This is a genomic window from Pseudomonas sp. LTGT-11-2Z, assembly GCF_003691445.1.
Classification (GTDB): domain Bacteria; phylum Pseudomonadota; class Gammaproteobacteria; order Pseudomonadales; family Pseudomonadaceae; genus Aquipseudomonas; species Aquipseudomonas monteilii.
The window spans coordinates 5,863,133-5,881,056 of sequence record NZ_CP033104.1 but is presented as its reverse complement, the minus strand read 5'-3'; the positions used below and the strand labels follow the sequence as shown (position 1 = coordinate 5,881,056).

The 17,924-nt window shown below is 62.0% G+C and carries 17 protein-coding genes and 1 tRNA gene; 9 read left to right on the top strand and 9 right to left on the bottom strand.

Features of this window, described 5'->3' with window-relative positions; all coding sequences use genetic code 11:
* Window positions 1–320 precede the first annotated feature (320 nt).
* A complete protein-coding gene (gene gabP / locus D8767_RS27740) occupies window positions 321–1,706 on the top strand; it encodes a GABA permease (protein WP_016714492.1) in 1,386 nt (461 codons plus the stop codon).
* 97 nt (window positions 1,707–1,803) lie between these two features.
* Here gabP and D8767_RS27735 read toward each other — a convergent pair whose 3' ends face one another.
* Window positions 1,804–2,247 carry a hypothetical protein gene (locus D8767_RS27735; protein ID WP_016714493.1) on the bottom strand — a complete coding sequence of 148 codons (444 nt, stop codon included), beginning with the start codon at window positions 2,245–2,247 and terminating at the stop codon, window positions 1,804–1,806.
* A gap of 221 nt (window positions 2,248–2,468) precedes the next feature.
* Here D8767_RS27735 and D8767_RS27730 point away from each other — a divergent pair, with 221 nt between their 5' ends.
* Complete coding sequence (locus D8767_RS27730) at window positions 2,469–2,690, top strand: hypothetical protein (protein ID WP_016714494.1); 222 nt, start codon at window positions 2,469–2,471, stop codon at window positions 2,688–2,690.
* A gap of 57 nt (window positions 2,691–2,747) precedes the next feature.
* Here the strand turns inward: D8767_RS27730 and ppk2 are convergent, their stop codons facing one another.
* From ppk2 to D8767_RS27705, 5 genes are all read right to left on the bottom strand, one after another.
* A complete protein-coding gene (ppk2, locus tag D8767_RS27725) occupies window positions 2,748–3,728 on the bottom strand; it encodes a polyphosphate kinase 2 (RefSeq protein WP_016714495.1) in 981 nt (326 codons plus the stop codon).
* 170 nt (window positions 3,729–3,898) lie between these two features.
* A tRNA-Phe gene (locus D8767_RS27720) sits at window positions 3,899–3,974 on the bottom strand.
* 90 nt (window positions 3,975–4,064) lie between these two features.
* Window positions 4,065–4,337 (bottom strand): oxidative damage protection protein, encoded by a 273-nt coding sequence (locus D8767_RS27715; protein WP_003255742.1) that lies wholly within the window; start codon window positions 4,335–4,337, stop codon window positions 4,065–4,067.
* Entirely contained in the window at window positions 4,334–5,401 is a 1,068-nt protein-coding gene (gene mutY / locus D8767_RS27710; protein ID WP_016714496.1) for an A/G-specific adenine glycosylase, read from the bottom strand. The genes D8767_RS27715 and mutY overlap by 4 nt, the downstream gene beginning before the upstream one ends.
* A complete protein-coding gene (locus D8767_RS27705) occupies window positions 5,398–7,656 on the bottom strand; it encodes an AsmA family protein (protein WP_060709056.1) in 2,259 nt (752 codons plus the stop codon). The genes mutY and D8767_RS27705 overlap by 4 nt, the downstream gene beginning before the upstream one ends.
* 251 nt (window positions 7,657–7,907) lie before the next feature.
* Here D8767_RS27705 and D8767_RS27700 point away from each other — a divergent pair, with 251 nt between their 5' ends.
* The 6 genes from D8767_RS27700 to hisF all read left to right on the top strand — a co-directional run bounded on the left by D8767_RS27700 (window position 7,908) and on the right by hisF (window position 12,779).
* Entirely contained in the window at window positions 7,908–9,569 is a 1,662-nt protein-coding gene (locus tag D8767_RS27700) for an OFA family MFS transporter (protein ID WP_016714498.1), read from the top strand.
* A 170-nt stretch (window positions 9,570–9,739) separates the two neighbouring features.
* Entirely contained in the window at window positions 9,740–10,333 is a 594-nt protein-coding gene (gene hisB / locus D8767_RS27695) for an imidazoleglycerol-phosphate dehydratase HisB (protein ID WP_009682881.1), read from the top strand.
* On the top strand, window positions 10,334–10,972 hold the full coding sequence (gene hisH / locus D8767_RS27690) for an imidazole glycerol phosphate synthase subunit HisH (RefSeq protein WP_016714499.1): 639 nt from the start codon (window positions 10,334–10,336) through the stop codon (window positions 10,970–10,972).
* Window positions 10,973–11,233, top strand: a complete 261-nt coding sequence (locus D8767_RS27685; RefSeq protein ID WP_016714500.1) for a DUF2164 domain-containing protein — start codon at window positions 10,973–10,975, stop codon at window positions 11,231–11,233.
* Between the two features lie 27 nt (window positions 11,234–11,260).
* Complete coding sequence (gene hisA / locus D8767_RS27680; RefSeq protein WP_016714501.1) at window positions 11,261–11,998, top strand: 1-(5-phosphoribosyl)-5-[(5-phosphoribosylamino)methylideneamino]imidazole-4-carboxamide isomerase; 738 nt, start codon at window positions 11,261–11,263, stop codon at window positions 11,996–11,998.
* A 10-nt stretch (window positions 11,999–12,008) separates the two neighbouring features.
* Window positions 12,009–12,779, top strand: coding sequence for an imidazole glycerol phosphate synthase subunit HisF (gene hisF / locus D8767_RS27675; RefSeq protein ID WP_003255729.1), 771 nt, complete (start codon window positions 12,009–12,011; stop codon window positions 12,777–12,779).
* A gap of 36 nt (window positions 12,780–12,815) precedes the next feature.
* Here hisF and choV read toward each other — a convergent pair whose 3' ends face one another.
* From choV to D8767_RS27660, 3 genes are all read right to left on the bottom strand, one after another.
* Complete coding sequence (choV, locus tag D8767_RS27670) at window positions 12,816–13,994, bottom strand: choline ABC transporter ATP-binding protein (RefSeq protein WP_016714502.1); 1,179 nt, start codon at window positions 13,992–13,994, stop codon at window positions 12,816–12,818.
* Window positions 13,991–14,839, bottom strand: coding sequence for a choline ABC transporter permease subunit (gene choW, locus D8767_RS27665; protein WP_177412736.1), 849 nt, complete (start codon window positions 14,837–14,839; stop codon window positions 13,991–13,993). Before choW ends, choV begins: the two co-directional genes overlap by 4 nt.
* 81 nt (window positions 14,840–14,920) lie before the next feature.
* Window positions 14,921–15,868: a choline ABC transporter substrate-binding protein gene (locus D8767_RS27660; RefSeq protein WP_016714504.1), complete on the bottom strand. Its 948-nt coding sequence runs from the start codon at window positions 15,866–15,868 to the stop codon at window positions 14,921–14,923.
* Between the two features lie 453 nt (window positions 15,869–16,321).
* Between D8767_RS27660 and D8767_RS27655 the strand changes: the two genes are divergently transcribed.
* Window positions 16,322–17,698, top strand: a complete 1,377-nt coding sequence (locus D8767_RS27655) for an L-serine ammonia-lyase (RefSeq protein ID WP_016714505.1) — start codon at window positions 16,322–16,324, stop codon at window positions 17,696–17,698.
* Window positions 17,699–17,924 lie beyond the last annotated feature (226 nt).

The window sequence follows — 17,924 nt, the reverse complement described above, 5'->3', positions numbered from 1 at the left end:
ATGCGTTGATCAGGTTGTACCTGAGGGTTGCACTTTTTTGCATTGCGGCGGTGCGCAGGTGTTACCGAGGAGCACCTTTGGTGCGTTTGTAAGTGGGTATTTCAGTAATCCGATGATTTGGTGCCCTTTCGGTCAAGGTGTGGCCGAAAGCCCTCCAAACCGTGTCCTAAAAGGCCTGCGGAATTTTCTGACGAATGCATTCAGCACATGGCGCGCTTATTGCCAGTAGGAAACCGCCGATTGCAGCGACGCCTAGGTCAACCCTTGGCGCGCTCCGTACCCGCAGTCGGAGTGGTCCACTCCTTACAAAGGTAGTTTCAATGAGCGGTAACAATTCCAATGACCTCGCTCAGGGGCTCAAACAACGGCATGTCACCATGCTGTCCATCGCTGGCGTCATCGGTGCCGGCCTGTTCGTAGGCTCCGGCCACGCCATCGCAGCGGCCGGCCCGGCCGTGCTGCTGGCTTACGCCGCTGCCGGTACGCTGGTTGTGCTGGTGATGCGCATGCTGGGTGAAATGGCGGTCGCTTCGCCAGACACCGGTTCGTTCTCTACATACGCCGACCGCGCCATCGGGCGTTGGGCCGGTTTCACCATTGGCTGGCTGTACTGGTGGTTCTGGGTGCTGGTGATTCCGCTGGAGGCCAACGCCGCCGCCGCCATCCTGCACGCCTGGTTCCCTGCGGTCGACCTGTGGGCGTTTTCCCTCATCATTACCTTGGCGCTGACCCTGACCAACCTGTGCAGCGTGAAGAACTACGGCGAGTTCGAGTTCTGGTTCGCCCTGCTCAAGGTGCTGGCGATCATCGGCTTCATCGCCGTAGGTTGTGCTGCCATGTTCGGCTTCGTGCCAAGCAGCCAGGTGAGCGGTGCCAGCCACCTGTTCGATACCCAAGGCTTCATGCCCAATGGCCTGGGCGCGGTGCTGGCAGCCATGCTGACCACCATGTTCTCGTTCATGGGTACTGAAATTGTCACCATCGCCGCTGCCGAGTCGAAGGACCCGGGCAGGCAGATCAGCCGCGCCACCAACTCGGTGATCTGGCGTATCTGCCTGTTCTACCTGGTGTCGATCTTCCTGGTGGTGGCCCTGGTGCCGTGGAACGACCCGGCCCTGGCCGAAACGGGCTCCTACCAGACCGTGCTGAGCCGCATCGGCGTGCCGAATGCCAAGCTGATCGTCGACATCGTCGTGCTGATTGCCGTTACCAGCTGCCTGAACTCGGCGCTGTACACGTCTTCGCGCATGCTGTTCTCGCTGAGCAAGCGTGGCGACGCCCCGGCCATTGCCCAGCGCACCACCAAGTCGGCGACCCCGCATGTGGCGGTATTGCTGTCCACTGCAGCGGCGTTCCTCTGTGTGTTCGCCAACTTCGTGGCACCGGCCCAGGTGTTCGAGTTCCTGCTGGCCAGCTCGGGTGCCATTGCGCTGCTGGTGTACCTGGTGATTGCCGTGTCGCAACTGCGCATGCGTGCCCAGCGTGAAGCCCGCGGCGAGAAAATTACCTTCAAGATGTGGCTGTTCCCGGGCCTGACCTGGGCGACCATTGCCTTCATCGTTGCCATTCTGGTGGTGATGGCGCTGCGTGAAGACCACCGTGCGGAGATCATCGCGACTGCGCTGCTGAGCATTGGTGTGGTAGCGGCTGGCTTGCTGGTGCACCGCAAGCGTGAAGCTGCCGGGCGGGTGGCGCTGGATAACTGATTTGCGCTGGCTGTAACGAAAAGGCCGCGCCCTGTGAAGGGCGCGGCCTTTTTTGTTGCCTGTGCCGGCCCTTTCGCGGGCAGGTTACATGGCTCTGTCAGCCAAACTGTTTCTGCTGTTGCTGCTGCTTGGCCACCAGCTCGGAAGCGGCGATATAAGCCTCCTGGAACTCATCGCTCTCCAGCCAGGCCATGGTGGCCTCTTCATCAGCGCCGTCCAGCCATTTGCGGTAGGCGTTGAACACCAGCACGATGTAGTCGGTGGCGTGTTCTTCCTTGTGTCCCTTGAGCACCAGGGCCAGCAGCGGGTCTACCAGGAACACCGAAATCATCGGTACCAGGCCGCCCTCCTGGGCTTCCTTCATCTTGTTGAACATGGTGTCGTAGCTGCCCGATTCCATGGCCTTCTTGTACACCTGCTCGACGCTGGCGCTGTCACCGGCACTGGCCTTGACCGCCTGGCCGCTGCGTACCATGCGGTTTTGCTTGGCCTTGCTGGCGGCGCGCTTGGCGCGTTTCTGTTGCTTGGTAGGGGTGGCCATGGGGCAAGTCCTGGGGTTGTCTGAAAGTGCGCTATTGAAGCGCAATTACCCGAGAAACCCAAGCTGTGTGGTAGCGCTGCGCAGGCTGGCGGGATCTGACATGGATCCTCATCCAGATTATGTCGGCCAGGTGCGCGCTATAGCTTCTCTCTCGCTGTAGCCCAGTCCTACGCCATGTCGGCGTTTGGAAAATGCGCAAGTGTGCGCTGAGAGGAAGAGCCATGAAACATTACTATCTCGTAACCCTTTACGGCTATGACGAAGAGGGAGATCTTTACTTTCCGACTGTGTTCGCCAAGTGCAATCAACAGCTGATCACGAAGGCTGACTTGATTGCATGTATCGAGGATGGCGAAAAGCACGGTGAGCTTCAGTTGCACGCAATCGCCTACATGGGGCACATGACCGAGGACGCTTTCGAGCACCTTCGCTCCGTCGCGTAAGCGGCAGCCCGCAGCCCTTTTCCGGGCTGCGGGTGGCTGCCGATGGCATCTTGAGCTTCAGGCTGCTGGCTGAGCTCCCTCGTCTTCTTCGAAACCTCGCGAGGCCCGGCCAACCAGCAGCGGGTCGGGAGCATGTGCTACGTGAGGGTTTTTACCTGGATAGTCCAGTGCATGCAGAAAGTGGCGGATGCAGTTGATCCGTGCACGCTTCTTGTCATCGGACTTGATCACTGTCCACGGTGCATCGGCGGTGTCGGTATGGAAGAACATCGCTTCCTTGGCGCCGGTGTAATCATCCCACTTGTCTAGTGACTTGATATCGATGGGCGACAGCTTCCAGTGTTTGAGCGGGTCGTCACGGCGCGAAATGAAGCGGCGCAGTTGCTCTTCGCGGTTTACCGAAAACCAGTACTTGAACAGCAGGATGCCGCTGTTGCACAGCATGCGCTCCAGGTCCGGGGCTTGGCGCATGAACTCCAGGTACTGCAGCGGTGTGCAGAATTCCATCACCTTCTCGACCCCGGCGCGGTTGTACCAGGAGCGATCGAAGAACACCATTTCACCTGCGGTGGGCAGGTGCTGGATGTAGCGCTGGAAATACCACTGGCCCTGTTCCTGCTCGGAAGGTTTCTCCAGTGCGACGATGCGGGCGCCACGGGGGTTGAGGTGCTCCATGAAACGCTTGATGGTGCCACCCTTGCCTGCGGCATCGCGCCCTTCGAACAGGATCACCACGCGCTGGCCGGTTTCCTTCACCCAGCTTTGTACCTTCAGCAACTCGATCTGCAGCGCATGCTTGGCTTTTTCGTAGTCCTGGCGTCGCAGGCGGGTGCGGTAGGGGTAGCTCGCCGGCAGGCGCGCCGAGGTGCTGTCTTCGTTGCTGCCTTTGGGGGCGGTGGCCACTTCCAGTGCGGCGGGTTGCTGGCTGATGGTGGTGATCGTCGGTTCCGGCTTGCGCTGGCGTGGGCGCCGGGTGCGGACTGGATTGGTGGCGGGTTCGCTAGGGGCGGGGAGCAGGAGGGGGGATTCTTCGCTCATGGAGGTCCTTGCTGATCGATTCGGATGTCCGTCTCTGATTCTGAAGGTGGGCGAATGCTGGCTATTTGATGCTGGTCAATGAGCAGAAATTGTAGACAACAAAAAACCCGCACTAGGCGGGTTTCTTGTTGTCGCTTCGGGTAACTTTGCAACCACCAGAAGCTTGAAGGTGGTGCCCAGAGACGGAGTCGAACCGCCGACACGAGGATTTTCAATCCTCTGCTCTACCGACTGAGCTATCTGGGCGACGAGGTAAATTAAATAGATTTCCGGACCGCTCGTCAACGACTTTTTGAAAAAATTTTAAATTAATTCCGTCGCTTACGATTTTTGGGGTCATTCAGCCGGTGGAACGTAGCCTTCCGCCTGCGCGTATTCTTCGCCGGCGAAAAACTTGTCCATCTCGGCCTGGAGGAATTTGCGGTCCTCGGCGTTCATCATGTTCAGGCGCTTTTCGTTGATCAGCATGGTCTGGTGCTTCTGCCAGTCGGCCCAGGCCTTCTGCGAGATGTGTTCGAAGATGTCCTGGCCCTTGGCGCCTGGGTAGGGCGGGCGTTCCAGGCCTGGCAGTTCTTCTTGGTACTTGCGGCACATCACGGTGCGGGTCATCGGGCGTCTCCTGCAATCAGTTCGTCGGCCGCGCGTTTAAGCAGCTTTTTCACCGGGGCGGCAAGGCCAAGGCGCGGCGGGGTGGCGAGGTTATACCAGAGCCAGTCGGCCTCGGCCATGTGCTGGCCGACCGAGTCGACGCGCACCAGCCAGGGCTCGATGGCCAGCTGAAAGTGGCTGAAGGTGTGGGTCAGGCCGTCCATGGCGCGGCTGTCAGCCAGGCGCAGGCCATGCTGGTAGGCCAGGTCATCGAGCTGGGTGATGTCGTCCAGTTCCGGCAGGCTCCACAACCCCCCCCACAGCCCGCTGGAGGGGCGGCGGTACAGCAGGATGGCGCCTTCGTGGTTGGCCAGCAGTGGCATCAGCGTGCGCCGCTGCGGCAGTGCCTTGCGCGGCTTGGGCTCGGGGTAGCGGGTTTCTTCACCGTGTAGGTGCGCTTCGCAGCCGCGCTGCAGCGGGCAGATCAGGCAGCTGGGCTTGCTGCGCGTGCACAGCGTGGCGCCCATGTCCATCATCGCCTGGGTGTAGTGGTTGGCGCGTTGGTGCGGGGTAAAGCGCTCGGCCGTGGCCCACAGCTGGTTGGCCACCTTGGGTTCGCCGGGGTAGCCCGCCTGGGCGGTGTAGCGGGCCAGTACGCGCTTGACGTTGCCGTCCAGGATTGGCGCGCGGATGCCCAGGCTGATGCTGGCGATAGCGCCTGCGGTGGAGCGGCCGATGCCGGGCAGCTCGGTGAGCTGCTCGACACTGCGTGGGAATTCGCCGCCGTGTTGCTCGACGACGATCCTGGCGGCCTTTTGCAGGTTGCGTGCACGGGTGTAATAGCCCAGCCCTGTCCACAGGTGCAGCACTTCGTCCTCCGGCGCTTCGGCCAAGGCCTGCACGGTCGGCAGGGCCTGCATGAAGCGGTCGAAGTAGTTGAGCACGGTGCTGACCTGGGTCTGCTGCAACATGATTTCCGACACCCACACCCGGTACGGGGTGATGCCCTGTTGCCAGGGCAGGTCGTGCCGGCCGTGCTCGTCATACCAATCCAGCACAGCGCTGGAGAACTGCTCGGGGCTCATCGCTTGAACAGCCCCTTGAGTGCGTCTTTCACTTCCGGGCTCACTTTGTCTCCGAGTTTTTCATCAAGCTTTTCGTCAATCTTGTCTTTCAGGCGGTTGCCGGCCAGCTTGGCCGCGACTTTGCCCAGGCCGTTCTGGTCCAGGCGACAGGCCTTGGCGCCAAGTTCCAGCGGGCCACGGCAGCGCAGCGGCACTTCAACGCCAACGTAGCGTTCGTTGACCTGGCAGGCTGGGTCCGGCATGGCGCGCTGGTCGCCTTCGACGATCACACCCACGTTGTAGTCCATGCCCAGCACCCGCAGGTCGAGGTCGCCGTTACCGTTCACGGTCAGGCCCGGGATGCGTGCCTTGAGGTCGGGGTTGCTGGCGACGCCATTGCGCACCACCAGGCTGCCGCGCAGCTCCTGGAACGGGGTGTCCTTGCCCCGTGGCTCGCCGCTCAGGGTCTTGCGGTTGAGCGTGGCGATGGCCTGGCACAGCTGCTGCTCCAGGTTGGCGTTGACCAGCACGCCATCGTTGATGGTGAAGTTTGCGCTGCCATTAAGGGTGTCGACCAGTGCCTTCTGGCTGTTGCCGGTGGCGGTCAGATCACTGGTCAGGGTCAGCAGGCCCTTCACAGGGGGTGCCTGCTCCTTGCCTTCGGTCTTGATGAAGTGTTCCACCGGCACCCGCTGGATGTTGGTGTTCACACCCAGTTGCGGGACGGCAGGGCGTACGTCGACCGTGCCCTTGGCTTCGAAGGTGCCGTTGTACAGCTCGCCGCGCAGGGTTTGCAGGGTCAGCAGGCCGCCCTGGCCGATGGCCTTGAGCTGGGCGTCTTCGATCGGCAGTTTGTCCAGGGTCAGCGAACTGAAGGCCAGGTCGGCCTGCAGGTCCAGGGCCCGCAGGCGGTCGACGGGCAGCAACTTGTCGTCGCTCCAGGCCACTTGGGTCGGGGCATTTGGCAGTGGCGTGGTACCCGCACCGGCTACGGCGCTGGCCTCTTGCTGCTTGACCTCGGCCTGGCGCGCAGCGGTGGCGCCCTTGGCTTCTTCGCTCTTGGCGGGGAAGTAGCGGTCGGCGTCAAAGGCATCGCCCTTGAGCTGCAGGCGCAGGGCCTGCTTGGCGAAGTCTTCCACGGCCACGCGGCCGCTGAAGGTGCTGTCGTCCAGCTTTACGGCCAGGTCTTCCAGCGCCAGGCTGTTGGGCGTGCCCTGCAGGCGGGTGACCAGCTCCAGCTTGGCGAAGGCCGCCGGATCGTTGGTAGCCGGCAGCGGTCGGCCAATGCTGTCGAGGAAGGTGCGCAGGTTGAACTGGGCAATGGAAAGGCCGCCGCTCAGTTGTGGCGCCTTGTCCAGGTCACGCAGGTTCAGCTCGCCCAGGGCGCGTAGCTGGTTGGCCGAGACTTTCAGGCCGTTCCAGGAGGCGACATTGGCAGCCAGGTCGACCAGCAGCTGGCCTTGGGCGGCGAATGTCACGGTCTTGCCGCCGGTGGGTTCACCCGAGGTTTCGCCCGACAGGCGCATGTCTTCGAAGTTGTAGCGCTTGAGCTTGCGGTCGAAGCGCAGCTCGCCGGCCAGTTCGGTGCGGGCTTTGATGTTCGGCTCGCTGGCGCTGATGAAGGCGCTGGCCTTGAGCGGAATGTTGGCGCCTTCGTGGACCGGGCCCGTGCTTAGCTGGATGCTTTCGGCGCTATAGCTTTGGCCGGTCTTGGCATCGGTGTACTGCACGCGGGCGTTGTTCACGGTCAGGCTGTCGATGTCCAGCTTGACGGCACGCTCGTTGCCTTCGGGAGGTGCCGGCTTCTGTTCAGCGGGTGCCTGAACGGTGGCATTGGCCTGTGCATCGGCTGGGGTGCCGTTTTGCGCGGGCAGCGGTTTGCCGATGTCTTCCCAGTTGCCGTGGCCGTGTTCGTCACGGGCCAGGGTCAGGTTCAGGCCCTCGACGCGTACGTCGCTCATCTGCACTTCGCGGCGCAGCAGCGGCAGCACACGCACGGACAGGCCGAGCATTTGCAGGTCGGCGAACGGTTCCTTGGGTTTGGCCAGGGTGGCAATGCTGGCCTCATGCAGCTCCAGGCCTAGCCACGGGAACAGGCTCCAGCCGATATCCCCGTCGAGTGTCAGTTCGACGTTAGCCTTGTCGCGTGCCAGCTGGCGAATCTCGTCTTTGTAGTCGTTGGGATCAAAGAGGTGGGTCAGGGCGAAGCCCAGCGCCACGATGATCAGCAGCAACCCGAGAAGCCCCAGTCCCAGGATTTTGCCGAACGCTTTCATGGGCGAGTCCTTGTAGTCCGTTAGTGAAATTCAGGCGGCAGAGTATAACGCCGCAGTGGTTGTCCCTGCGTATTCGACCAGAGATACAGGGCATTTCTTACGGTTACAGCAGATGGTACGGCTTTCCACAAGCAAAACATGACCGTTTCAGCCGGGCAAAAATTAACGATATCAGACTGCTTTCACGCTACTTGGCTCTGCTACCCTTGCGCCGCTTTGCGAGCACCCTCCCTATAAAAAGGATCAGATCCATGACCAGTACCGTCGCAACCGGCTCTGTGGCCAGTGCGCCTGGCTTCCTGTCGAAGGAACGCATCATCGCCCGCCCGGGCTTCAACCGCTGGCTGGTCCCGCCAGCCGCCTTGGCCATTCACCTGTGCATCGGCATGGCCTATGGTTTCTCGGTGTTCTGGTTGCCCCTTTCGCAAGCCCTCGGCATCACCGCTCCTATCGCCTGTGCAGCGGACATGGGCTTCATGGCCCGTATGTTCAGCGCCGAATGCGACTGGCCGATCTCGATGCTGAGCTGGATCTACACCCTGTTCTTTGTTTTCCTGGGTTGCTCGGCGGCCGTGCTGGGCGGCTGGCTGGAGCACGCCGGCCCGCGCAAGGCCGGCCTGGTCTCGGCGCTGTGCTGGTGCGGCGGCATGCTGATCTCGGCCATTGGCGTGAAAACCCACCAGCTGTGGCTGATGTGGCTGGGCTCCGGTGTAATCGGCGGTATCGGCCTGGGGCTGGGCTATATCTCCCCCGTGTCGACGCTGATCAAATGGTTCCCTGACAAACGCGGCATGGCCACCGGCATGGCGATCATGGGCTTTGGCGGCGGAGCCATGGTGGGTGCGCCACTGGCCACTGCGCTGATGGGGCACTTTGGCAATGAGCACGAAGTGGGCGTATGGCAGAGCTTCGTCGCCATGGCGGCGATCTACTTTGTGTTCATGACCGCTGGCGCCCTGGCGTACCGCGTGCCGCCGACTGGCTGGAAGCCCGAAGGCTGGGTCGCTCCGGCCAAAAAAGCCGGCAATGCCATGGTCACCGACCGCCATGTGCACGTCAGCGTGGCCTGGAAAACCCCACAATTCGCCTTGATCTGGCTGGTGCTGTGCCTGAACGTGTCGGCCGGCATCGGCATTCTCGGCATGGCATCGCCACTGCTGCAGGAAGTGTTCGCGGGCAAGTTGCTGGGCAACGAGCTGACGTTCAGTGAGCTGAATGCGGCTCAGTTGGCGCAGATCGCCGCGATTGCTGCCGGCTTTACCGGCCTGTTGAGCCTGTTCAACATCGGCGGGCGGTTCTTCTGGGCGTCGTTCTCCGACTACATCGGCCGCAAGAACACCTACTTCGCCTTCTTCGCCCTGGGTGTGGGCCTGTACAGCCTGGTGCCGAACATGGGGCACCTGGGTAACGTTGCGCTGTTCGTGGCGGCGTTCTGCATCATCCTTTCAATGTATGGCGGTGGTTTTGCCACGGTGCCGGCGTACCTGGCCGACCTGTTCGGTACGCAGATGGTCGGGGCCATTCATGGTCGCCTGCTGACCGCCTGGGCGGCGGCGGGGGTATTGGGGCCTGTGTTGATCACCTACCTGCGCGAATACCAACTGGCGGCAGGGGTTGAGCGTGCGGCGGCCTACGACATGACCTTGTACATCCTCGCCGGCCTGCTGGTGCTGGGCTTTATCTGCAACATGCTGGTGCGGCCGGTCGCCGACAAGCACTTCATGAGCGATGCCGAACTGGCTGCCGAGCGAGCGTTGAGCCATGACAAAGGGGCCGACGGTGCGCGGTCGCTGGAGTGGAAAGCCGCACCGGGCAGCCTGCCGCTGGTGCTGCTGGCCTGGGCGGTGGTGGTTGTGCCGTTGGCCTGGGGGGTGTGGGTAACCTTGCAGAAAACGGCGGCGCTGTTCCACTGATCCCGGACATCGGGGTTGCAAAGCAGCCCCGATTACTGGCTTGTATAGACTTGTAGCAGCATCCAGCCCTTGTAATTCCTCGTTTTGCCATATGTCATCCGCGTTTCAAGCTGGCGCGTTCTGGGCCTATAATGGAGCCCTTTTCGCCCAATGATTTTGCGGAGCTGGTGATGGTCGAACGTAAGGCTTCCGTCGAGCGCAATACCCTGGAAACCCAGGTCAAGTGCTCGATCAACCTCGATGGCAGTGGCAAGGCCCGATTCGATATCGGCGTGCCTTTCCTTGAACACATGCTGGACCAGATCGCCCGCCATGGGCTGATCGATCTGGATATCGAGTGCAAGGGTGACACGCATATCGACGATCACCATACCGTCGAAGACGTCGGTATCACCCTGGGCATGGCATTCGCCCAGGCCATCGGTGACAAGAAAGGCATCTTCCGCTACGGCCACGCCTACGTGCCGCTGGACGAAGCACTGTCGCGCGTGGTCATCGACTTCTCCGGCCGCCCAGGCCTGCAGATGCATGTGCCGTACACCCGTGCCAGCGTCGGTGGCTTCGATGTCGACCTGTTCCAGGAGTTCTTCCAGGGCTTCGTCAACCACGCCCTGGTCACCCTGCACATCGACAACCTGCGTGGCCACAACACCCACCACCAGATCGAAACCGTGTTCAAAGCTTTCGGCCGCGCCCTGCGCATGGCCGTGACCCTCGACGAGCGCATGGCCGGGCAAATGCCTTCGACCAAAGGGTGCCTGTAAATGCAGACGGTAGCCGTAATCGACTATGGCATGGGCAACCTGCACTCGGTGGCCAAGGCGCTTGAGCACGTCGGCGCCGGCAAGGTGCTGGTCACCAGCGACGCTGCGGTCATCCGTGAAGCTGACCGCGTGGTGTTCCCGGGTGTAGGCGCGATCCGCGACTGCATGGCCGAAATCCGCCGCCTGGGCTTCGACAGCCTGGTGCGTGAAGTGAGCCAGGATCGTCCGTTCCTCGGTATCTGCGTCGGTATGCAGGCATTGCTTGAGCACAGCGAAGAGAACGACGGTGTCGACTGCATCGGCCTGTTCCCTGGCCAGGTGCGCTTCTTCGGCAAAGACCTGAAAGAAGACGGCGAGCACCTGAAGGTGCCGCACATGGGCTGGAACGAAGTGGGCCAGACCATCGATCACCCGCTGTGGCACGACATCCCCGACCGCGCGCGCTTCTACTTCGTGCACAGCTACTACATCAATGCCGGCAAGCCGGGCCAGGTGGTCGGTCGCGGCCATTACGGTGTCGATTTCGCCGCTGCGCTGGCCGATGGCTCGCGCTTTGCCGTGCAGTTCCACCCGGAGAAGAGCCATACCCATGGCCTGCAGTTGCTGCAGAACTTCGTCGCCTGGGACGGGCGCTGGTAAATGAGCAGGTCGAAGACCAAGGCCCCGGTCATTACCCTGGCCCCCGAGCAGGAGCGCGATGCGCTCGACACGCTCAAGCGCTTCCTCGAAGACCGTTTCGAGCTGCAGCTGGGGTCGTTCGAGGTGGCCGAGGTCCTCGAGCTGTTCAGCAAAGAAATTGCACCCCATTACTACAACAGGGCGATTGCCGATGTTCAGCTGCACCTCAAGGAGCGGTTCGAGAGCATCGAAAGTGATCTGTGGGCGCTCGAAAAGCCCTGAAACCCCAAGAACAGACAGGTTCCCAAGATGCTGATTATCCCCGCTATCGATCTGAAGGACGGTGCCTGCGTGCGCCTGCGCCAGGGCCGCATGGAAGACTCCACGGTATTTTCCGACGACCCGGTGAGCATGGCCGCCAAGTGGGTCGAGGGTGGCTGCCGCCGCCTGCACCTGGTCGACCTCAACGGCGCCTTCGAAGGCCAGCCGGTCAACGGTGAAGTGGTCACCGCCATCGCCAAGCGCTACCCGACCCTGCCGATCCAGATCGGCGGCGGCATCCGCTCGCTGGAAACCATCGAGCACTACGTCAAGGCGGGCGTCAGCTACGTCATCATCGGCACCAAGGCGGTCAAAGAGCCTGAGTTTGTGGCCGAAGCGTGCAAGGCCTTCCCGGGCAAGGTCATCGTTGGCCTGGATGCCAAAGACGGCTTCGTTGCCACCGATGGCTGGGCCGAAGTCAGCGCGGTACAGGTTATCGACCTGGCCAAGCGTTTCGAGGCGGATGGCGTGTCGTCGATCGTCTACACCGACATCGCCAAGGACGGGATGATGCAGGGCTGCAACGTGCCGTTCACCAAAGCACTGGCCGAAGCCACCCGCATTCCGGTAATCGCCTCGGGCGGCATCCACAACCTGGGCGACATCAAGGCCCTGCTGGATGCCAAGGCCCCAGGCATTATCGGCGCCATCACTGGCCGTGCCATCTATGAAGGCACCCTCGATGTCGCCGAGGCTCAGGCCTTCTGCGACAACTACCAAGGCTGAGGACTGAACCATGGCACTGGCCAAGCGCATCATCCCTTGCCTGGACGTGGACAACGGCCGGGTGGTCAAGGGCGTCAAGTTCGAGAACATCCGTGATGCCGGCGACCCGGTGGAAATCGCCCGTCGCTACGACGAGCAGGGGGCCGACGAAATCACTTTCCTCGACATCACCGCCAGCGTCGATGGCCGCGACACCACCCTGCATACCGTCGAGCGCATGGCCAGCCAGGTGTTCATCCCGCTGACCGTGGGCGGTGGCGTGCGCACCGTACAGGACATCCGCAACCTGCTCAATGCCGGTGCCGACAAGGTATCGATCAACACGGCGGCGGTGTTCAACCCGGAGTTCGTGGGCGAGGCGGCGGACCGTTTCGGTTCGCAGTGCATCGTTGTCGCGATCGACGCGAAGAAGGTGTCCGGGCCGGGTGAAGCACCGCGCTGGGAAATCTTCACCCACGGCGGGCGCAAGCCGACCGGGCTGGATGCAGTCGAGTGGGCGAAGAAGATGGAAGGCCTGGGGGCTGGCGAGATCCTGCTGACCAGCATGGACCAGGACGGCATGAAGAACGGCTTTGACCTGGGCGTTACCCGTGCCATCAGCGATGCGCTGGGTATTCCGGTGATTGCTTCGGGTGGTGTGGGTAACCTGCAGCACCTGGCGGACGGCATTCTGGAAGGGCATGCCAGTGCGGTGCTGGCGGCCAGTATCTTCCACTTTGGCGAGTACACGGTGCCTGAGGCCAAGGCTTATATGGCTTCGCGCGGCATCGTCGTTCGCTGATCCAGTGATTGGGGCCGCAACGCGGCCCCAATTGCATCACCCGTGATTCTTGCCGAGTAAAGCGTGGTAAAGCTCGGTATCCCCAAGAATCCCGACCACCCGGTCGTTATCCTGCAACACCAGCTTGTTGCCCGTCTGATAACGAATCTGCAGCGCCTCGCGCATGCCGATGTCGGCGTGCACCACGGTAGGCCTGCGCTGCAGTAGCTCCACATCCTGCCCCGGTGCCCAGTTCTGCATGTCCAGCCCGTTCTGGCCCTGGCGTGCACGCTTCAGCGCGCCACCTTCGCCCAGGTCCAGCCACGAATCGATACCCGGGTCCAGGCACACCGAACCATTGACCCGCTTGCAGTTGTCCAGGCTGCGCATCAGGCTGCGGCCACACAGCACGTTCAGCGGGTTGGTGTGGGCAACGAAGGTGCGCACGTACTCGTCGGCCGGGTTGAGCACGATTTCTTCCGGCTTGCTGTACTGGATGATCCGCCCGTCTTTCATGATGGCGATGCGGGTGCCCAGCTTCAGCGCTTCGTCCAGGTCGTGGCTGACGAACACGATGGTTTTGTTCAGCTTGCTCTGCAGGGTCAGCAGTTCGTCCTGCAGGCCTTGGCGGATCAGCGGGTCGAGGGCCGAGAACGGTTCGTCCATCAGCAGGATGTCGGCATCCATCGCCAGCGCCCGGGCCAGCCCCACACGCTGCTGCATGCCGCCAGACAACTCGTCCGGCTTCTTGTTGCGCCATTGGGTCAGGCCCACCAGCTCCAGCTTCTCGTCGACCAGTTTGCGCCGTTCCTTTTCCGGGCGGCCCTGCATTTCCAGGCCAAAGCTGATGTTCTCGCGCACCGTCAGCCAGGGCATCAGGGCGAATTTCTGGAACACCATGGCAATGCGCTTGGTGCGCATCATCTTCAGTTCGGCCGGGGTGCAGTGGGCAATGTCGATGTGCTTGCCTTCGTGCTCGACAAACAGCTTGCCGCGGCTGACGGTGTTCAGGCCGTTGATGCAGCGCAGCAGGCTCGACTTGCCCGAACCGGACAGGCCCATCAGCACGCAGATCTCACCCTTGTTGATGTCCAGGTTGGCCTTTTCGACGCCCACCACCAGGCCGGTCTGCTTGAGGATCTGCTCGCGGGTCTTGCCCTGGTCCAGCAGCGACAGCGCTTCGCGTGGCTTGTTGGAAAAGATGACGTCGACGTCTTCGAAACGAATAATGCTCATGCCTCACCCCTTACCGGCAGTTCCGGTTGCTTGCAGATACGGTCGAGCATGATCGCCAGCAGCACGATCGCCAGGCCCGCTTCGAAGCCCAAGGAGATATCGGCGGTGTTCAGTGCGTTGACCACAGGTTTGCCCAAGCCGTCCGCGCCGACCAGGGCGGCAATCACCACCATCGACAGCGACAGCATGATGCACTGGGTGACGCCGGCAGCGATGCTTGGCATGGCGTGCGGCAGTTCGATACGGGTGAGCAACTGGCGGCGCGAGCAGCCGAACGCTTTACCCGCGTCCATCAGCTCTTGTGGTACGTCGCAGATGCCCAGGTAGGTCAGGCGAATAGGCGCTGCGATGGCGAACACCACGGTAGAGATCAGCCCCGGCACTACGCCCAGGCCGAACAGGGTCAGGGTAGGGATCAGGTAAACGAAGGTCGGCACCGTCTGCATCAGGTCCAGCACCGGGCGCATGGCGGTATAGAACATCGGTTTGTGCGCGGCAAGGATGCCCAGCGGCACGCCGATGACCACGCATACCACCGTGGCGAAGGTAACCTGCGCCAGGGTTTCCATGGTTTCCTGCCAGTAACCCAGGTTGAGGATCAGCAGGAACGACAGGGCAACGAACACGGTCAGCGCCCATGTGCGCTGGATCAGGTGCGCCAGGGCGGCGAACAGGGCGATGAGTACGAATGGGTTGAACCAGGTCAGGGCACTGGTGACGCCATGGATCATGAATTCCAGGCCTTGGGCGATAGCATCGAAATAGTTGGCGCCGTTCTGGGTCAACCACTCGACAAATGAGGCGATGTACTGCCCCAGGGGTATTTTCTGATCGATAAGCATGATAGCGAGCTTCCACCTGCATAGATTGAAATCAACCCGGGGCAGGCACGGTCCTGCCCCGAGGTAGCGCTATTGCGTAGTACGTTATTGCGCGAGCTTGGCCTTGGCTGCCTCAAGGCCCGGTTTGCCATCCACGGTGGTTACGCCGGCCAGCCAGGCATCCAGCTTGCCCGGGTTGTCCTTGAGCCATTTCCTGGCGGCGGCATCGGGTTTCATCTTGTCGTCCAGGACATAGCCCATCATGGTGCTTTCATCCTTGAGCTCGAACGACAGGTTCTTCAACAGCTGGCCGACGTTGCTGCACTCCTGCGCATAGCCCTTGCGGGTGTTGGTCAACACGGTCGCCTTGCCGAAGTCGGGGCCGAAGAACTCGTCCCCGCCGGTCAGGTACTGCATCTTGAAGCGGGTGTTCATCGGGTGTGGTTCCCAGCCCAGGAACACCAGCGCCTCGCCGCGCTTCTGTGCGCGGTCGACCTGCGACAGCATGCCGGCCTCGCTCGACTGCACGATCTTGAAACCGGCGTCCTTCAGGCCGAAGGCGTTCTTGTCGATCATGCTCTGGATGGTGCGGTTGCCATCGTTGCCGGGCTCGATGCCGTAGATCTTGCCGTCCAGTTCCTTCTTGAACTTGGCAATGTCGCTGAAATCCTTCAGCCCCTTGTCGTACAGCGCCTGGGGTACCGCCAGGGTGTACTTGGCGTTTTCCAGGTTGGCGCGCACGGTTTCTACTGTGCCAGCGTCGCGGTACTGCTTGATGTCGTTCTCCATGGTCGGCATCCAGTTGCCGAGAAACACGTCCAGGTCCTTGCCGGTGGCCAGCGACTTGTAGGTCACCGGTACCGAGATCATGGTGGTGTGGGTCTTGTAACCCAGTGCTTCAAGCACAACGCTGGTGGTGGCGGTCGTGACCGTGATGTCGGTCCAGCCGACATCGGAGAAACGTACCGTCCGGCACTGTTCGGGCTCGGCGGCCTGGGCCAGCAACGGTGCGGACAGCAACGCAACCAGCAACAGCGAGGGTGAACCTTTCATGGATGGACTCCTGTGATTTTGTCTTCGGGTTCGCGTGGGTCGCCGGGCTTTCTCAGGGTCCGGTCGACCAGGCCTGCAGAGGGCAGGATGCGTGGCCGTGCTTTACGAGTCGCTTTCGATAATCCTCCAGCGCCGGGCAATCGCCTACTGGTGGGGTCGTAACCAGTACGGAACGGGTCGTATCCAGTATGGGCGATGTCGCTTATGGATTTTTCCACCCCCTCAGCCGCATTTTTACGTCACCAGGCCGCCGGAAAACGGCGAGGTGAGCGCTGCTCTCCCTGTAAAAAACGCGCGGCGCTGCTGGACAAAAGTACGTCGGTTGCAGACGGCGAGGGTGGCGTTAAAAGCCCGATGATGCTGGCATTCAAGGCGGCCCGCTGTTTGAGCCTAGCAGCTGCCCCGCCCTGCGCATGGCGCGCAGAGACAAGCCCATCAAGAGGTGATTCGACAATGGCCATCAGCGTGTTCGACCTGTTCAAGATCGGTGTCGGGCCTTCCAGCTCCCACACCGTCGGCCCCATGCGTGCTGGCGCCCTGTTCGTCCAGGGCCTGCGCGAGCGCGGCGAGCTGGAGCGTGTCAAGCGGATCGAAGTGCGCCTGTACGGCTCGCTGTCGGCCACCGGTATCGGGCATGGCACCGACAACGCCACCATCATGGGCCTGATGGGCGAATGGCCTGACGCCATCGACCCCACCCAGATCGTGCCGCGTATCGCCGACCTGCGTGAAACCAACACCCTGCAGCTTGATAGCCGCCTGCCCATCGAGTTTGTCTGGGCTCGCGACATGCTGCTGCTGGACGAGAACCTGCCGTACCACCCCAACGCCATGACCTTGATTGCCGAAGGCGAGCAGGGCGAGCTGCACCGCGATACCTATTACTCGGTGGGTGGCGGCTTCGTGGTCGATGCCGCCCAGGCCGCCAGTGGCGTGCTGGACGCCGACCAGACGGTGCTGCCGTACGATTTCAACAGCGCCGCCGAGCTGCTGCGTCTGTGCAAGCAAAACGACCTCAGCGTGTCGCAATTGATGATGGCCAACGAGAAGGTCTGGCGCAGTGAGGAAGAGATCCGTGCCGGCCTGCACAAGCTCTGGGAAGCCATGCAGGAATGCGTCAACAACGGCCTCAAATACGAAGGCACGCTGCCCGGCGGGCTGAACGTGCGCCGCCGCGCCGCCAAGCTGCACCGCAGCCTGCAGGAAGTCGGCAAGCCCAATGTGATCGGCTCGACCATGAGCGCCATGGAGTGGGTCAACCTGTTCGCTCTGGCGGTCAATGAAGAAAACGCCGCCGGCGGGCGCATGGTCACCGCACCTACCAACGGCGCGGCCGGCATTATCCCGGCGGTGTTGCATTACTACATGCGCTTTAGCGACGCGGTAAACGAGTCCAACGTGGTGGAGTACTTCCTCGCGGCGGCCGCTGTGGGCATCTTGTGCAAGAAGAACGCGTCGATTTCCGGTGCCGAAGTCGGTTGCCAGGGCGAGGTTGGCTCCGCTTGCGCCATGGCCGCTGCTGGCTTGGCCGAAGTGCTTGGCGCCACACCGCCACAGGTGGAAAACGCCGCTGAAATCGCCCTGGAGCACAACCTTGGCCTGACCTGCGACCCGGTCGGCGGGTTGGTACAGGTGCCGTGCATCGAGCGCAACGCGATTGCGGCGGTAAAAGCCATCAACGCGGTGCAGATGGCCCTGCGCGGTGACGGCGAACACTTCATCTCCCTCGACCAGGTGATCCGCACCATGCGTGATACCGGGGCCGACATGCACGACAAGTACAAAGAGACCTCGCGCGGTGGCCTGGCGGTCAGCGCCATCGAATGCTGATTGCTTGATCCGCCCTCAAGGACCCCTTCGCGGGCACGCCCGCGAAGGGGCCCTTGAGGTTGATGCAGGTGCAACTTGATCACCTATGCTCCCTAATGGTGCAAGCGACGCCTACCGATCGTCGGGTGTCGTTATCAGTGCCTGGATTGTCGGTGACACTCAAGAGTGTCGTTTCTGGGCAACTTACACTGCGCTTGTCACCAAATTGCTCAGCCGTTACACGCAC

What these genes read in the sequence shown, in the direction of transcription:
- hisH (WP_016714499.1), top strand. Translation starts at nt 10,334, where the DNA reads ATGCAGACGGTAGCCGTAATCGACTATGGCATGGGCAACCTGCACTCG.
- hisB (WP_009682881.1), top strand. Translation starts at nt 9,740, where the DNA reads ATGGTCGAACGTAAGGCTTCCGTCGAGCGCAATACCCTGGAAACCCAG.
- hisF (WP_003255729.1), top strand. Translation starts at nt 12,009, where the DNA reads ATGGCACTGGCCAAGCGCATCATCCCTTGCCTGGACGTGGACAACGGC.
- D8767_RS27660 (WP_016714504.1), bottom strand. Translation starts at nt 15,868, where the DNA reads ATGAAAGGTTCACCCTCGCTGTTGCTGGTTGCGTTGCTGTCCGCACCG.
- choV (WP_016714502.1), bottom strand. Translation starts at nt 13,994, where the DNA reads ATGAGCATTATTCGTTTCGAAGACGTCGACGTCATCTTTTCCAACAAG.
- D8767_RS27705 (WP_060709056.1), bottom strand. Translation starts at nt 7,656, where the DNA reads ATGAAAGCGTTCGGCAAAATCCTGGGACTGGGGCTTCTCGGGTTGCTG.
- hisA (WP_016714501.1), top strand. Translation starts at nt 11,261, where the DNA reads ATGCTGATTATCCCCGCTATCGATCTGAAGGACGGTGCCTGCGTGCGC.
- D8767_RS27700 (WP_016714498.1), top strand. Translation starts at nt 7,908, where the DNA reads ATGACCAGTACCGTCGCAACCGGCTCTGTGGCCAGTGCGCCTGGCTTC.
- D8767_RS27655 (WP_016714505.1), top strand. Translation starts at nt 16,322, where the DNA reads ATGGCCATCAGCGTGTTCGACCTGTTCAAGATCGGTGTCGGGCCTTCC.
- D8767_RS27685 (WP_016714500.1), top strand. Translation starts at nt 10,973, where the DNA reads ATGAGCAGGTCGAAGACCAAGGCCCCGGTCATTACCCTGGCCCCCGAG.
- D8767_RS27730 (WP_016714494.1), top strand. Translation starts at nt 2,469, where the DNA reads ATGAAACATTACTATCTCGTAACCCTTTACGGCTATGACGAAGAGGGA.
- mutY (WP_016714496.1), bottom strand. Translation starts at nt 5,401, where the DNA reads ATGAGCCCCGAGCAGTTCTCCAGCGCTGTGCTGGATTGGTATGACGAG.
- D8767_RS27735 (WP_016714493.1), bottom strand. Translation starts at nt 2,247, where the DNA reads ATGGCCACCCCTACCAAGCAACAGAAACGCGCCAAGCGCGCCGCCAGC.
- gabP (WP_016714492.1), top strand. Translation starts at nt 321, where the DNA reads ATGAGCGGTAACAATTCCAATGACCTCGCTCAGGGGCTCAAACAACGG.
- D8767_RS27715 (WP_003255742.1), bottom strand. Translation starts at nt 4,337, where the DNA reads ATGACCCGCACCGTGATGTGCCGCAAGTACCAAGAAGAACTGCCAGGC.
- ppk2 (WP_016714495.1), bottom strand. Translation starts at nt 3,728, where the DNA reads ATGAGCGAAGAATCCCCCCTCCTGCTCCCCGCCCCTAGCGAACCCGCC.